Origin of the sequence: Pseudoxanthomonas sp. CF125 (assembly GCF_900104085.1) — a bacterium.
Classification (GTDB): Bacteria; Pseudomonadota; Gammaproteobacteria; order Xanthomonadales; family Xanthomonadaceae; genus Pseudoxanthomonas_A.
In genome coordinates this window covers 710,272-725,813 of the sequence record NZ_FNLD01000001.1, presented here as the reverse complement: position 1 = coordinate 725,813, position 15,542 = coordinate 710,272, and the positions used below count along the sequence as shown (strand labels likewise).

Annotated in this window: 12 protein-coding genes; all 12 read left to right on the top strand. The window is 62.9% G+C overall.

The window, feature by feature from the left end:
• The 12 genes from BLR66_RS03150 (at position 1) to BLR66_RS03095 (ending at position 15,540) form a co-directional block, all read left to right on the top strand.
• Complete coding sequence (locus BLR66_RS03150) at positions 1–1,005, top strand: carbohydrate kinase family protein (RefSeq protein WP_093280168.1); 1,005 nt, start codon at positions 1–3, stop codon at positions 1,003–1,005.
• Positions 989–2,200 (top strand): AGE family epimerase/isomerase, encoded by a 1,212-nt coding sequence (locus BLR66_RS03145; protein WP_093280167.1) that lies wholly within the window; start codon positions 989–991, stop codon positions 2,198–2,200. Before BLR66_RS03150 ends, BLR66_RS03145 begins: the two co-directional genes overlap by 17 nt.
• 105 nt (positions 2,201–2,305) lie before the next feature.
• On the top strand, positions 2,306–2,548 hold the full coding sequence (locus BLR66_RS03140) for a hypothetical protein (RefSeq protein WP_093280166.1): 243 nt from the start codon (positions 2,306–2,308) through the stop codon (positions 2,546–2,548).
• A 62-nt stretch (positions 2,549–2,610) separates the two neighbouring features.
• Complete coding sequence (locus BLR66_RS03135) at positions 2,611–2,907, top strand: glycoside hydrolase family 47 protein (RefSeq protein ID WP_093280165.1); 297 nt, start codon at positions 2,611–2,613, stop codon at positions 2,905–2,907.
• A gap of 560 nt (positions 2,908–3,467) precedes the next feature.
• Positions 3,468–6,650, top strand: coding sequence for a TonB-dependent receptor (locus BLR66_RS03130; RefSeq protein WP_093280164.1), 3,183 nt, complete (start codon positions 3,468–3,470; stop codon positions 6,648–6,650).
• 167 nt (positions 6,651–6,817) lie between these two features.
• Positions 6,818–7,576, top strand: coding sequence for a SapC family protein (locus tag BLR66_RS03125; protein WP_093280163.1), 759 nt, complete (start codon positions 6,818–6,820; stop codon positions 7,574–7,576).
• A 5-nt stretch (positions 7,577–7,581) separates the two neighbouring features.
• Positions 7,582–8,604, top strand: a complete 1,023-nt coding sequence (locus BLR66_RS03120; RefSeq protein ID WP_093284252.1) for a cupin-like domain-containing protein — start codon at positions 7,582–7,584, stop codon at positions 8,602–8,604.
• Between the two features lie 50 nt (positions 8,605–8,654).
• Entirely contained in the window at positions 8,655–10,184 is a 1,530-nt protein-coding gene (locus BLR66_RS03115) for a tryptophan halogenase family protein (protein WP_093280162.1), read from the top strand.
• A gap of 28 nt (positions 10,185–10,212) precedes the next feature.
• Complete coding sequence (locus BLR66_RS03110) at positions 10,213–10,908, top strand: DUF6445 family protein (protein ID WP_093280161.1); 696 nt, start codon at positions 10,213–10,215, stop codon at positions 10,906–10,908.
• Positions 10,909–11,194: 286 nt separating this feature from the next.
• Positions 11,195–12,688: a xylulokinase gene (xylB, locus tag BLR66_RS03105; protein WP_093280160.1), complete on the top strand. Its 1,494-nt coding sequence runs from the start codon at positions 11,195–11,197 to the stop codon at positions 12,686–12,688.
• Positions 12,689–12,728: 40 nt separating this feature from the next.
• Positions 12,729–14,075, top strand: a complete 1,347-nt coding sequence (gene xylA, locus BLR66_RS03100; RefSeq protein ID WP_093280159.1) for a xylose isomerase — start codon at positions 12,729–12,731, stop codon at positions 14,073–14,075.
• A 34-nt stretch (positions 14,076–14,109) separates the two neighbouring features.
• The gene (locus tag BLR66_RS03095) at positions 14,110–15,540 is read left to right on the top strand and encodes a sugar porter family MFS transporter (RefSeq protein WP_093280158.1); all 1,431 of its coding nucleotides are present in this window, start codon (positions 14,110–14,112) and stop codon (positions 15,538–15,540) included.
• Positions 15,541–15,542: the final 2 nt, after the last annotated feature.

Genomic DNA, 15,542 nt, shown 5'->3' with positions numbered 1-15,542 from the left:
ATGTCGAAGATCGTTTGTTTTGGCGAGGCTCTGATCGATCTGCTGGCGTTGCCGCCGACAACGGCCGATACGCCACGCGCTTTCCTGCAATACGCCGGCGGCGCGCCGGCCAACGTGGCTGTGGCGGCGGCGCGCTTGGGGGCCGATACGCATTTCGCCGGCATGCTGGGCGAAGACATGTTCGGCGATTTCCTGCTGGAAAGCCTCGCCTCGGCCGGCGTCGCTACCGATTGCATCGTGCGCACCGGAGAAGCCAAGACCGCGCTGGCCTTTGTCGCGCTGGACGCGGCGGGCGAACGCAGTTTCAGTTTCTACCGCCCGCCCGCTGCGGATCTGCTGTTCCGCACCGAGCATTTTCAGGCCAACTGTTTTGCCGGCACGGGGACCTTCCATGTCTGTTCCAACAGCCTGACGGAAGCCACCATCGCCGAAACCACGTTCAACGGAATGTTGCGAGCGCACGCGGCTGGCGCGGTGGTCAGCCTGGATCTGAATCTGCGGCCAGCGCTGTGGCCCGCAGATGTCGATCCGGCGCCGCGTCTGTGGGAAGCGCTTGCCAACGCCGATCTGATCAAACTGGCGCGCGAGGAACTGGAATACCTGGCGCACCCGTTCGGCGGCGGCGCCATGGGCGAATCGGCGGTACTGAAACGCCTGTTCGAAGGCCAAGCGCAGTGGATCGTCGTGACCGACGGCGCCGCAGCGATCCGCTGGTTCACCCGCGATGCTTCGGGGCAGGTGGAAAGTTTCCGCGTGGAAACCCGCGACACCACCGCTGCCGGCGACGCCTTCGTCGGCGGATTGCTGTTCCGTATTGGCGAACTGGGAGGCGACGGACGCGGTTTCGCGGAATTCTGCCGGCGCCAGGAGGCCATCGAAGACGCCATCCGCTTCGCCGCCGCGGTAGGTGCGCTGGCGGTGACCCGTAAAGGCGCTTTCGCCGCCATGCCTTCCCAGCCGGAAGTCCAACATCTCTTGCAGGAACAATATGAGCACTCCGTCTGACACCACGTCGCCCGATTTCCGTTCGCCGGAATTCCTGCGCACCCATATCGCCAGGACCATGGCGTTCTACCACCCGCGGGCCATCGATCCGGTGGGCGGGTTCTTCCATTACTTCCGCGACGACGGCTCGGTCTACGACGCCACGCACCGTCATCTGGTCAGCAGCACGCGTTTCGTCTTCAACTATGCGATGGCTTACCGCGAGTTCGGCGATGCCGCGTATCTGGATGCCGTGAAGCACGGCCTGCGCTATCTGCGCGATGTCCATCGCAATCCGGCGACGGGCGGCTATGCCTGGACCTTGCGCGATGGCCAGGTCGAAGACGACATGAACCACTGCTACGGCGTGGCCTTCGTGTTGCTGGCCTATTCCTGCGGGTTGAAAGCCGGCATCGAAGAAGCGCGCGGCTGGATGGACGAAACCTGGGCGCTGCTGGAACGCCATTTCTGGGATGCGGAGTTCGGCCTGTACAAAGACGAGGCCGATGCGAACTGGAACTTCAGCGACTACCGGGGACAGAACGCCAACATGCATATGTGCGAAGCGATGCTGGCGGCTTTCGAGGCCAGCGGCGAGCGCCGCTATCTGGATCGCGCATTGACCCTGGCCGACCATATGACGCGGCGCCAGGCCTCCAAGGCCGAAGGTCTGGTGTGGGAGCACTACGACACGCAATGGAACATCGACTGGAACTACAACCTGGACGATCCCAAGCATTTGTTCCGTCCCTGGGGTTTCCAGCCGGGCCATCAGACCGAGTGGACCAAACTGCTGTTGATTCTGGACCGGCACGTGGATGCGGATTGGCTGGTGCCCACCGCGCGCCATCTGTTCGACACCGCGGTCTCGCGATCCTGGGACGAGGCGCGCGGCGGCCTTTATTACGGCTTCGCACCGGATGGCAGCGTCTGCGACGACGACAAGTATTTCTGGGTGCAGGCAGAATCGCTGGCGGCGGCGGCATTGCTGGCCGCACGCACCGGCGACGAAGCGTACTGGCGCTGGTACGACCGGTTGTGGGACTACGCCTGGAAGCATTTTGTCGACCACCGGTACGGTGCGTGGTACCGCATCCTGGATGCGGACAACCGCAAATACAGCGATGAGAAGAGCCCCGCCGGCAAGACCGACTACCACACCATGGGCGCCTGCTATGAAGTGTTGAACGTGGTGCGGCCGGGCGACCATAGCTAGGGTAGGCCATCGCCTGGAACGGGCTTCGCAGGTGCTGGTGTTGTGGACTGGTTTTTGGCCATCCGAATGCTGCGGCATCTGAAAACGCATTGAGCCTGTCGCCTGATGGCTCGCTGGATTCGGCACGCTGGGCAAGTTGACCGGCAACCCGGTCTATTACGACAGGCCCGGCGCATCAATCGCTACCTGTCCGCCGAAGTGCGCGACGGCGAGCTCTGGTACGGTCATGCCGACATGAACACCGGCGCCCGCACGCAAACGATCTATGGCGTGCTGGATGCCTTCATGCTGACGTTGGGCGATCTGGACCGCGCCAGGTGTATGCAGGAGTCCGGTCCGTGGAAGTGACGCTTGCACGGCATTGAGCTGGAAGCCATCGACTACGCGAGGATGCAGGTGCGCTCGCCGGATTGTCCGTTACGCCCCAGATCGACTGGTGCGCCTATACCACTACACCAGCGACGCGCTTTATCGCGGCATGGGCAAGGAATTCTTCCGGGATTTCGTCCGCAATACCCGTACCGCGCGGTTTCGCCGCATTGAAGGGCGTGCGCAGCAAGGGGAAGGAAGATTCGATGGAGAGCTTCCTGTTCGCGGAAACCTCCAAGTGCTACTGCTTGTTGTTCGTCCCGGACAAAACGCTGGATTTCGGCGGCGTGGTGTTCAGCACCCCGGCCAATCCGTTGAGGCGCACCTGGAAAGATTGATGCACATCGGGCCTGCCTGACACTTTCGTTCGTCGGCTGCTGTTGTTTCTCGCTCCACTTGTGGTCCGGACTGTCGCTTTCAGTGTTTTGAATCGATCCAGTTGCTGGCGTCGCTAGCGATTTCATTGCGTTACCCGCGCTAGCAATCAACATGGAAGCGGTTTCTGCTGCACTGCATGGTGACAAACGCAGGCGAGCATCATTAGATTGAGTCGACCCTATGTTAGCGCTACCAAAGCGATGGAGCGACAGCGTGGGCCGATCGTGCAGGAACGTTGTGAAGCGTCACGGTTGCACATGTTTCGATTTGCCAGAACCGGCAACCGGTATTGCTGTAACGGGCGCACACAGTGCCTGGGAGAGGACGGGCTTCGGCTCGCGGGGCCCTGAAGGGGGAGGGCGATACATCCATGGATCGAAACAGAGAGGGGAGACCACATGAGAGGGTGCAGATTCCGGTGCCACGTACCGAAGATGGCATTGGCCGAGGCCAGAGCCGCGTCACATGCAGTGAATGACATTGCCGTTGGCCGTTCCACTCCAGTGCTGAGGACATACCCATGAGTCACAAGTCGAAGCGGTTCAAGTCGAAGGCCATGTTCACCTTCGTTGGCGGTATGCTGATCATCAATCCTGCTTTTGCGCAGGACGCACCCGCCCAGGACGCCCAGGCGCAGGACACCTCTGCTTCTGCGCAGACTGCATCCGCACAGGGTACCCAGCAGGCGACCGACAGCGCTACGACGCTCGATACCGTCGTGGTGACGGGCATCCGCAGCAGCCTCAACCAGGCGATGGGAATCAAACGCGACTCCGCGGGCGTGGTCGATGCGATCAGCGCCGAGGACATCGGCAAGTTCCCGGACACCAACCTGGCCGAATCTTTGCAGCGCATCACCGGCATCTCGATCGAGCGCCGCGATGGCGAAGGCGCGCAGGTCACCGCGCGCGGTTTCGGTCCGCAGTTCAACATGGTCACCCTCAATGGCCGCCAGATGCCCGGCGCAGACGCCTTTGGTGCGGCCGGCCAGGTGGCGATCGGCGGCGTGGACGGCGGTACCCGCGCGTTCAACTTCGCCCAGCTTGCGGCCGAGGCGATCAGCGGCATCGAGGTCTACAAGACCGGCCAGGCGCAGGTTCCGAGCGGCGGCATCGGCGCGACCATCAACATCCTGACCGACAAGCCCTTCAACCATGAGGGCATTGTCGCCAGTGCCGGCGTCAAAGCGGTCTCCGACCGGTCGCAGCCGTTCGAGAACGACATCACCCCGGAAGTGTCCGGTATCTTCAGCTTCACCAATGCCGACAAGACCTTCGGCATCGGCGTCAGCGCCAGTTCGCAGAAGCGCAAGGGCGGCTCGGTGCAAGCGACCGAGAACTACTGGAACATCCAGCGGTGGACCGGGACCATGCCCGGCAGCCCGAGCCCGACCATAGTGAACGCGCCCGCCATCGGCGAGCTCTACGCCCGTCCCAACGACTTGCGTTACGCCTTCTCGGAGTTCGAGCGCGAGCGGGTCAACGGACAGGCGGTGGTGCAGTTCGCGCCGATCGACAGCCTGACCCTGACCTTGGACTACACCTATTCGACCAACGAAATTACCGAGAATCGTGGCGAGCAGGCGATGTGGCTGCAGAACAGCCAGTACACCGACGTCGAGTTCGATACCAGCGGCGCGGTGGCCACCCCGGTCTACATCCGCGAAATCGCCGGGACCAAGGACTTCGGCCTGGAACAGCAACGCACCATGCAGAAATACAAGCTGAGTTCGCTGGGCTTCAATGCGGTGTGGGATGTCAGCGACGACTTCCGCCTGAGTTTCGACGCGCACAACTCCAAGAACGAGAGCCGGCCGAACGACCCGCTGACCGGCGGCGGCTCGATCTTCTCGAGTATCGCGGGCACCAACAATTGCACCACCGGCCCGCACTGCGGTGGGACATGGGTACAGGAGCTGTTCTTCAACAGCGGACTGCCACGGGGCTCGCAGACCTGGTATCCAACCGACTTGGACGCGGCGGCCGGTACCAACGGTGTCGTGAATCCCGGCTTTGTCGAGGGCGAAATCGGCTCGCAGGTGCTGCGGATCAACGCGCAGACCCAGGTCAGCGAGATCAAGCAGGGCCGTATCGACGGCGAATGGACTTTCGACAGTGGCCGTTTCCAGTTCGGCGTCGACAGCTCCAAGTCTTCGACACACCGCCTGCAGGCTGCGGAAAACTATTCGACCCTGGGCGACTGGGGCGTCGCCAACGTGGATGGCGACGTCGCCAACGGCCTGATGGATCTGATCAAGCCGTACGACATCGCGGGTCTGTTCAACGATTACAACGTCGGCAGCAGTAATGGCGCGTGGCGGGGTGATGCTGGCGAGTTGGCGCAATGGGCCGCCACTCACTATGGTGCCGGCATCGGCGTGAGTCCGCAGAACGCGGCAGACAACCGCGTCGAAGAAAAGACCAACTCCGCCTACATGCAGGTACAGCTCGAGGGCGAGCTGGGCGGGATGCGCACCAATACCCGCATCGGCATTCGTTACGAGAAGACGGACCTGGTCTCGACTTCGGTGATCGCCATACCGGAAGCCATCGAATGGTCGGCGAACAACGATTTCAGGATCGTGCTGTCCGATGAGCAGCAGCCTTACAGCGAGAAGAACAGCTACAGTTATATCCTGCCCAATCTGGATTTCAGCATCGACTTCACGGACGAGCTGAAGGGTCGCGCCTCGTTCGGAAGAACCATCGCGCGTGCACCCTATGGCAACCTGTATGCCGGTCCCGGCGCACAACAACCGTCTGGCTCGGTCCTGCTCGACTCCGCCGCTCGCGCCAGCGGGAACGCCCAGAACCCAGGCCTGATGCCCTTGGAATCGGACAACCTGGACTTGGCGCTGGAGTGGTATTTCGCTGATGCGAGTTATCTGTCGCTGACCTACTGGAACAAGTCGGTCGATAACTTCATCGGCAATACCGTCGGTCAAGAGTCGCTTTACGGGCTGCGGGATCCCACTTCCGGTCCGGATGCGCAGGCTGCACTGGCTTTCCTTACCAGTGCGGCATGTGTGACCCAGGTGGGCGCCGCCAACGCCGCGGCCTGTTCGGCCAACGACACTTCGTTGTTTACCGCGCTGGCGCTGTTGCGCAACGATCCCGCCGGGTTGGCGGCCTTCAACGGTACCGGTGCACAGCAACTGGCGACGGAAACCGCGTACAACCTGGTCGGCGAAGCCGACGATCCGTTGTACATGTTCAACGTCAACCGGCCGGTCAATCAGAACCAGTCCAAGTTGCACGGCTGGGAGTTGGGTGGCCAGTACTTCTTCGGTGACAGCGGTTTCGGCATTCTGGCCAACTACACTGTCGTCAAGGGCGATGTGGGCTATGACGATGCGGGCGATCCGGGCATCGACCAGTTCGCTCTGACGGGCCTCAGCGACACGGCCAACGCCATGTTCATGTACGAAAAGTACGGTTGGTCGGTGCGTCTGGCCTGGAACTGGCGCGACGAGTACCTGATCCTGGCCAACCAGGGTGGCAGCCGCAATCCGTACTATGTGGAAGCCTACGAGCAGTGGGACCTGAGCGTGAACTACGCGCTCGACGACCATTGGTCGTTCGGCCTGGAGGCGATCAACCTGACCGGCGAGGACGTGCGCTGGCACGCCCGCACCGACAAGCAGATCGTCAAACTGGCCGATCAAAGCCCACGCTACATGCTCGGGGTGCGCTACAAGTTCTGAGTTCAGCGAAGTCTGCGCTTGGAATATCGTCAAAAGCGGGACCGCTGCGAAAGCAGCGGTCCCTTTTATTGAGGCCTGCGGCACGAGCGTTTTCGCTTGCCGGCGCAAGGTTTTTCTGCAATCGTCGCCGTGGACCGAGTCGCATCCATTCAATCGCTGGAATCCTGATGGCCCGATACGAACTGCTCGACAACGTCACCCACAAGGATCTGCGCGTGGTCACCGGCTTCGGCCGCCAATTCGGCGACGATGTCGGCATGGTGCTGGCGTTCCCGAGCGAGTACGCCGAGTTGCAAAGGGAGTATCCGATCTTGTTCCGCAAGGACGGCGACAGCGGACAATGGCAATCGGTGGCGTTGCTGGGGTTCGAACAGCATGAGAATCTGTTCCTGCAGGACGGCCGCTGGAATGCCGCCTACCTGCCGGGCGCCATCGCCAAGGGGCCGTTCCTGATCGGCTTCCAGGAACAGCGCATCGACGGCGAATTGCGTAACGAGCCGGTCATGCATGTCGATCTGGGGCATCCGCGCGTCAGTTTCAGCGAAGGCGAACCGGTGTTCCTGCCGCAAGGCGGCAATAGTCCTTACCTGCAACACATCGCCGGCGTGCTGCGCGGCATTCGCGACGGCGTGGAGTTCGGTGCAACCATGTTCGCCGCGTTCGATTCCATGGGCCTCATCCAGCCCGTCAATCTGGACGTACAACTCGAGGACAAGCACCGCGTCAGCGTGAGCGGCTTGTATGGCATCGATCGCGAGAGACTGGGCGCGCTCGACGCCGGATCGCTGCATCGCCTGAACCAGGCCGGCTTCCTCGAAGGTGCCTATCTGGTATTGGCTTCGCTGCACAACGTACGCCGGTTGATGGCCGAAAAACAGCGCCGCTTGCGCGAGCGCGACGCTGCGGCGCCCGAACGCGCGGCGTGAACGGCATGGTCGAGGTGGCGGGCAACATCCGCGTGATCGAAGGCTGCCGGCCCGACGCGCTGCCGCTGGACGAGTTGTTGGCAGCGGGACAGCCGGCGTTGCTGAAAGGCATCGCGCGCGACTGGGGACTGGTGCGGGCCGGACTGGAATCCATGCAGGCGGCGATGGCTTATTTGCGCGGCTACTACAACGGCAAGCCGGTGCAGTACTCCTACGGTGGTCCGGAAGTCGCCGGGCGTCCGTTCTACAACGACGACTTCACCGACTTGAATTGCGAAGTGCGGCGCAGCGGGCTCGATCGGGTGCTGGATGAAATCGCAGCGCACGCGGACGACGCGCATCCGCCCACCTACTACATGGCGTCGCTTCCGATCGAAGGCTGCCTGCCGGGCTTCCGGACCGGGAACGATCTCCACTTCGCCGCGCACGGTGTGCAGGCTCCGCCCAGCATCTGGATCGGCAATCGCGTTACCGCCTCGTGCCATTACGACGCGCCCAATAACATCGCCTGCTGCACGGTCGGGCGGCGGCGGTTCACCTTGTTTCCGCCGGAGCAGATCGCCAATCTCTATCCTGGTCCGCTGGAGCCGACACCCGGTGGGCAGGCGGTGAGCGTGGTGGATTTCACCGCTCCCGACTTCGAACGTTATCCGCGCTTCCGTGATGCGTTGGCACGCGGTCAGAGCGCGCTGCTGGAGCCGGGCGACGCCATCTTCATCCCCAGCATGTGGTGGCACCATGTGCAGGCGCTGGACGCGTTCAACGTGCTGGTCAATTACTGGTGGAGCAGCTCGCCCGCTTACATCCCCACGCCGATGCATGCGCTTTACCACGCGCTGTGGACGATCCGCGACCGGCCGGAAAGGGAAAAGCAGGCCTGGCGGGAGGTGTTCGAGTACTACGTCTTCGGCCCGGCCGAGCGGGCAGGCGAGCACTTGCCGGATGCGGCGCGCAACGTGCTGGGGCCCGTGGACGAAACGCTCGCGCGGCGGATCCGCGCCATGTTGATTGGAAAGCTGAATCGCTGAGGTGCGAACGGTCCTCGTGCCGCATCCGTTGAAAAAAAAGGGAGAGTGAATTGGACAGATCGGATAAAGGGCAGATACGCAAGGTGGTGATCGCCGGCGGCGGCACCGCGGGTTGGCTTGCCGCCTGCGCGCTGTCGCACCAGTTCCGTGACAGGCTGGACATCACTCTGGTTGAGTCCGAACAGATCGGCACTGTCGGCGTCGGCGAATCGACGGTGCCGCCGATCCGCACCTTCCACCGTTTCCTGCAGATCGACGAACAGGAATTCCTGCGCGCCGTCGCCGGCACTTTCAAGCTTTCGATCTCGTTCGAGAACTGGCGCCGGCCCGGTGAGCGGTACATCCATCCTTTCGGAACCACAGGGCAGGGCACGCTGGTCTGTCCCTTCCATCATTTCTGGCTCGACAGCCTGCGCCGTGGCATGCAATCGGAACTGGGCGATTTCTGCCTGGAAACCGTCGCTTCGCGCGACGACCGGTTCGCGTTGCCGCAACAGCCGCAGGTCAACTACGCCTACCATTTCGACGCCAGCCTGTATGCGCGCTTCCTGCGCCGCATTGCGGAGGGCTACGGATTGAAGCGCATCGAGGGCAAGATCCACGAAGTCAGGCAGCACGCGGATAGTGGCTTCGTCGAAGCGCTGGTGCTGGAAGACGGGCAGGTCGTCGAGGGCGACTTGTTCATCGACTGCACGGGCTTCCGCGGCCTGCTGATCGAGCAGGCCCTGCACACCGGTTATGAGGACTGGAACCAGTGGCTGCCCAGCGACCGCGCCGTGGCGGTGCAGACCGAATCGGTCGGCCCGCCCGTGCCCTACACCCGCGCCATCGCCCACGAAGCCGGTTGGCGTTGGCATATCCCGCTGCAGCACCGCGTCGGCTGCGGGCTGGTCTTCTCCAGCCGCCACATGTCCGACGACGAAGCACGGGCAAAGCTGTTGCAGGACGTCGGCGCCAAGCCCATCAAGGATCCGTGGCTGGTACCGTTCCGCACCGGCCGCAGGTTGAAGGCGTGGAACAAGAACGTGGTGTCGCTGGGCCTGGCCAGCGGCTTCATCGAGCCGCTGGAATCGACCAGCATCCACCTGGCCATCAGCGCCGTGGTGCGCCTGATCCAACTGTTCCCGTTCGATGGAATCGCGCCCTCGCTGGTCGACATCTACAACGACGTCAGCCGCGCCGAAATGGAACACGTGCGCGACTTCATCATCCTGCACTACCACGCCAATCAGCGCGACGAGCCGATGTGGAAAGAATGCCGCGAGATGGAATTGCCGGAATCGCTGGCGATGCGCCTGCGCGCGTGGCGCGAGCGTGCGCACGCATGGCAGGGCGCCGACGAACTGTTCCGGGTGGATTCGTGGACGCACGTGCTGTTGGGGCAGGGCATCGAGCCGGAACAGCATCACCCGCTGGCGCGCGCGCTGCCCGACCAGGACATGCGCAAGTTATTGGATTCGATCAGACAACCGATCGACCGGACCGTCGCGCAGATGCCGTCGCAGCAGGAATTCATAGAGCGCTATTGCAAGGCCGCGCCCGAAGTGTGGGGAGCCAGGCCGTCACCCGCGACTACGTAGCCATGCGTGGGACCGGCGAGGAATACGCATGCTTCTGAACCACCACCCCTGCATCCAGGTCCGCAAGCTTTCGATCGGAACGGAGGGCGCTCCGCTGCTGGTCATCGACAATCTCGTTTCCGATCCCGACCGGCTGGTGCGAAAAGCCGCGCGCAGCCACTTCGTCGGGCAAACCTCGATGTTCCCCGGCATCCGCGCCCAGGCGCCGCTGTCGTACCAGCGTTTCCTCGAGACGACCCTGAACCCGTTGTTGAAGGAGTGCTTCGGCTTGGAGCCCGGCCGGTTCGTGTTCCCGATGTGTCACTTTTCGCTGGTGACCCTGCCTGCGGAAAAGCTGTTGTTCCTGCAGCGCATACCGCATATCGACTCGCTTCGCAGCGACGGACTGGCGACCGTGCATTACCTGTTCCACGCAGATTGGGGCGGAACGGCCTTCTATCGTCATCGCCGCACCGGTTTCGAACGCATCGACGAGCAACGGCGGAAGGAGTACTTCAGTTGCCTGGAACAGGAGAGCCGTGGCAGCGATGTCGCGGACGGTTACATCGATGAAGACACGGCGCTGTTCGAGCGGGTCGCCAAGGTGGAAGGCGTGTTCAACCGGATGGTGGTCTATCGGAGAAATTCGTTGCACTCCGGCAGCATCGACGATGCGCGGGTTCCGCCCGCCGATCCGGTGACGGGGCGGCTATCGATCAATACCTTCATCGATGTGGTTCCCTGATGGTTTCAGCAGGAACAGGTGTCTTCATAGCCAGGCTGAAACGGCGCAGAAACGAAAATCCGTCGATTGGCGTTGCAAAGAGATCATGTGTTTGTTGATAAATAACACATTGATTTTAAACGTATTCTGCGTTGCAGCAGGCTTTTTCTTGAAGCGATAGTTAAAGTGCGAAACGTCAGGGGCACGGATCGGGACGGGAAGTGAAATCGAGTCTTTCAAGCAGCTGCTCTTTTTTTTGCCACCAGAATGGTAGCGCTAACTTTTTTTCCGATAGAGGGTTGCTGCAGTGACTTTTACCGCCGGAATCGACGCGGGAACGCAGAGCGTGAAAGTCGTCGTCTACGACGATCAGGCGCGTCGCGTAGTAGCGGCCGCAAGCGCGCCGCTGGAGCTCATCAGCGGCGACGACGGCAGCCGCGAACAACATCCCGGCGAGTGGGTCAAAGCCGTACGCGCATGCTTCGCAAACATCGATCCGGGCCTTCGCAGCAACATCCAGGCGCTTGCGGTTTCCGGACAGCAACATGGCTTCGTGCCCGTCGGCGCCGACGGTGAAGTGCTGGCCCCCGCCAAGCTGTGGTGCGACACCAGCAGCAGCGCTGAATGCGTCGAAATCATGGACGCGGTGGGTGGGGCAGAACGCAGCATCGCCATCGCCGGCAATCCGATCCTGGCCGGCTACACGGCCTCGAAATTGCCGTGGACGCGCAAACACCGGCCCGAGGTCTATCGTCGCTTGGCCAGGATCCTGCTGCCGCACGACTATCTGAATTTCTGGCTTACCGGCGAAGCCTTTTGCGAACACGGCGACGCTTCGGGCACTGGTTGGCTGGATGTGCGCACGCGGCAATGGTCGCCCGCGATGTTGAAAGCCATCGATCCGCAACGCGATCTCACCGAGTGCCTGCCGCCGCTGGTTGGCGCCGACAGCGTGTTCCGCCTGCGCGCCGACCGTGCCGAAGAACTGGGCCTGTCGCCGGGCGCGCTGGTCGCGGTAGGCGGCGGCGACAACATGATGGCGGCCATCGGCACCGGTTGCGTAGTGCCCGGCAGGCTGGCGATGAGCCTGGGGACCTCGGGCACGCTGTTCGCGTATTCGGACACCCCGGTGATCGACCCGGCGGGTGGTTGGGCGGCGTTCTGTTCCTCCACCGGAGGATGGCTGCCGCTGATCTGTACGATGAACTGCACGGTGGCCACCGAGACCATCGCCAAGCTGTTCGGTTTCAGCACGCGTGCGGGCGATGCGCATATCGCGGCTACGCCTGCTGGTGCCGACGGTCTTACTCTGCTGCCGTTCTTGAACGGCGAACGTACGCCCGATCTGCCGCTGGGCAAGGGCGTGCTGACCGGTCTCAGTCCGCACAACGCAAGTCCGGCCCACTTCTACCGCGCTGCGATGGAAGGAGCTATGTTCACGCTGAAATACGGATACGACGCCTTCCTTGCGGCGGGAATGTCGTTCGACCGCATCGTTCTGACCGGCGGAGGCGCCGCGAGCGCAGCCTGGCGGCAGATGGTCGCCGATGTGTTCGGCTTGACCGTGGAAGTCCCACGCGAAGCCGAGGGCGCGGCATTCGGCGCTGCGCTGCAGGCCTTGTGGTCGCTCTCGCAAGCGCAGGGGGACAGGATTCCTCTGCCCGAGCTGGTCGGCGCGCACGCGATCAGCGACGACGCGTTGACCTGCACGCCCGATGCCGGACAGGTGGCCGCCTACCGTGAGCCGTACCGCCGCTTCCTGGACCATCTCGCCGCCGCGCAGCGCCTCTACGCCGCGTGACAAGCCTTTCCAACCCGATACAAAACCGTAGGACCCCCTCATGAGCAGTCAATATTTCGTCGGCGAAAAAGAATTCTTCCCGGGCATCGGCCGCATCCCGTTCGAAGGCCGCGATTCGGATAACCCACTGGCGTTCAAGGTGTACGACGCCGACAAGCGTGTCGGCGACAAGACCATGGCCGAGCACCTGCGTTTTGCGGTGTGCTATTGGCACAGCTTCTGCAATGCCGGCCACGATCCTTTCGGCCCCGGCACCCGCGCCTATCCATGGGATGCAGGCACCGGCAGCGCATTGCAGAAGGCCGAAGCCAAGGCCGATGCGGCATTCGAATTCTTCACCAAACTGGGCGTGCCGTATTGGTGCTTCCACGACATCGACCTGGCCCCTGACAACGACGATGTCGGCCAGTACGAGAAGAACGTCCGCCACATGGTGGCCATCGCCAAGGAGCGCCAGAACGCCACTGGCATGAAGCTGTTGTGGGGAACGGCGAACCTGTTCAGCCATCCGCGCTACATGAACGGCGCTTCGACCAATCCGGATTTCAATGTGGTCGCGCGCGCTGCGGCACAGGTGAAAACCGCGCTGGACGCCACCGTGGAGCTGGGCGGCGCGAACTATGTGTTCTGGGGCGGCCGCGAGGGCTATGCCAGCCTGGTCAACACCGATATGAAACGCGAGCTGGCGCACATGGGGCGTTTCCTGACCATGGCGCGCGATTACGGCCGCAGCATCGGCTTCACCGGCAACTTCCTGATCGAGCCCAAGCCGATGGAGCCGATGAAGCACCAGTACGACTTCGACAGCGCCACGGTGGTCGGTTTCCTGCGCCAGCATGGCCTGGAAAAAGACTTCAAGCTCAATATCGAAGCCAACCACGCGACGCTGTCCGGACACACCTTCGAACACGATCTGCAGGTGGCTTCCGACGCGGGCATGCTGGGCAGCATCGACGCCAACCGCGGCAACGCGCAGAACGGCTGGGACACCGATCAGTTCCCCAGCGATCTCTACGACACGGTAGGCGCCATGCAGGTGGTGTTGCGCCAGGGCGGCCTGCAACCTGGCGGACTGAATTTCGACGCCAAGGTGCGGCGCGAATCGACCGACCGTGAAGACCTTTTCCTCGCCCATATCGGCGGCATGGACAGCTTTGCGCGCGGCCTGGAAGTGGCGCATGCGCTGCTGACCGATTCGCCGTGGGAGCAGTGGCGCGCCGAGCGCTATTCCAGCTTCGACAGCGGCGAAGGCAAGGCGTTCGAGGACGGACAGCGCACGCTGGCCGATCTGGTCGCGCAGGCTTCGAAGGCCGGTGAGCCGCAGCAACGCAGCGGTCGGCAGGAAGCTTACGAAAACCTGCTTAACCAGTATTTGCTACGCGCCTGATCCGAGCCGCCGCCGCCCTCTACAAGGTGAACCCATGTCCAGTGCCACCCTAAGCAGCACCAGCGCCGACAGCGGCGAGAACACCCGGCTGATCATCCTGATCAGTTGCGTGGCCACCATCGGCGGTTTCCTGTTCGGTTTCGACAGCGGGGTGATCAACGGCACTGTCGACGGACTCAAGCAGACCTTCCACTCCAGTTCGGCCGGAACCGGTTTCGAAGTAGCCTCGATGCTGCTCGGTTGCGCGGTCGGCGCCTTCTTCGCCGGCCGTCTGGCCGACCGCTGGGGACGGCGGGCGGTGCTGATCATCTCGGCGGTGCTGTTCCTGCTCTCGGCGCTGGGCGCGGGCATGGCCAACACGTCGCTGGTGTTCATCATCGCGCGCGTATTGGGCGGTTTCGCGGTCGGCGCGGCCAGCGTGATGTCGCCGGCCTATATCGCCGAAGTGGCCTCGGCCCGCTACCGCGGACGGCTGGCGACGGTGCAGCAGATCGCCATCATCGGCGGCCTGTTCTGCGCCTTCCTCAGCAACTACCTGCTGGCCAAGACCGCAGGGGCCTCCACCGAAACGCTGTGGCTGGGCTTTGCGGCGTGGCGCTGGATGTTCTGGATGATGGCCATTCCCTCTTTGATCTTCCTGTTGCTGCTGTTGCTGATCCCGGAAAGCCCGCGCTACCTGGTGGTCAAGGGCCGCAAGGAAGACGCGTTGAAAGTGCTGACCCGCCTGTACGGCGCGGCGGAAGCCAAAACCAAGCAGGTCGAGATCGAAGGCTCGCTGTCGGCCGACCACCATCGTCCGCGTTTGTCGGATCTGGTCGACAAGGCGACGGGCAAAGTCCGCAAGATCGTCTGGATCGGTATCGGCCTGGCCACCTTCCAGCAGCTGGTCGGCATCAACGTGGTGTTCTATTACGGCGCGGTGCTGTGGCAGGCGGTGGGCTTCTCGGAAAACGACGCGCTGCTGATCAACGTGCTGTCCGGCGCGCTCAGTATCGGTGCCTGCGTGCTGGCGCTGATCCTGATCGACCGGATCGGCCGCAAGCCGTTGCTGTGGATCGGTTCGGCCGGCATGGCGGTGTCGCTGGCGCTGGTGACCTTCGCCTTCGCCAGCGCGGGGCTGGATGCGCAGGGCAAACTGGCGATGTCCGACTCGATGGGCATGCTGGCGCTGGTGGCGGCCAACGTCTACGTGGTGTTCTTCAATATGTCCTGGGGCCCGGTGATGTGGGTGATGCTGGGCGAGATGTTCCCCAATCAGATCCGCGGTTCCGGGTTGGCGGTGGCGGGTGCGGCGCAGTGGACGTCCAACTTCCTCATCACCGTCACTTTCCCGATCCTGCTGACCGGCATCGGTCTGGCCGGGGCCTACGGTATCTACACCGTGGCCGCGGTCGTCTCCGTGTTCTTCGTACTCAAGTACGTCTATGAGACCAAGGGCAGGGAGCTGGAACAGATGCAGGGTTGACG

Excerpts from the sequence above, each read along its gene's own strand:
- BLR66_RS03110 (WP_093280161.1), top strand. The coding sequence starts at position 10,213 with ATGCTTCTGAACCACCACCCCTGCATCCAGGTCCGCAAGCTTTCGATC.
- BLR66_RS03140 (WP_093280166.1), top strand. The coding sequence starts at position 2,306 with ATGGCTCGCTGGATTCGGCACGCTGGGCAAGTTGACCGGCAACCCGGT.
- BLR66_RS03130 (WP_093280164.1), top strand. The coding sequence starts at position 3,468 with ATGAGTCACAAGTCGAAGCGGTTCAAGTCGAAGGCCATGTTCACCTTC.
- xylA (WP_093280159.1), top strand. The coding sequence starts at position 12,729 with ATGAGCAGTCAATATTTCGTCGGCGAAAAAGAATTCTTCCCGGGCATC.
- BLR66_RS03120 (WP_093284252.1), top strand. The coding sequence starts at position 7,582 with ATGGTCGAGGTGGCGGGCAACATCCGCGTGATCGAAGGCTGCCGGCCC.
- BLR66_RS03095 (WP_093280158.1), top strand. The coding sequence starts at position 14,110 with ATGTCCAGTGCCACCCTAAGCAGCACCAGCGCCGACAGCGGCGAGAAC.
- BLR66_RS03150 (WP_093280168.1), top strand. The coding sequence starts at position 1 with ATGTCGAAGATCGTTTGTTTTGGCGAGGCTCTGATCGATCTGCTGGCG.
- BLR66_RS03125 (WP_093280163.1), top strand. The coding sequence starts at position 6,818 with ATGGCCCGATACGAACTGCTCGACAACGTCACCCACAAGGATCTGCGC.
- BLR66_RS03145 (WP_093280167.1), top strand. The coding sequence starts at position 989 with ATGAGCACTCCGTCTGACACCACGTCGCCCGATTTCCGTTCGCCGGAA.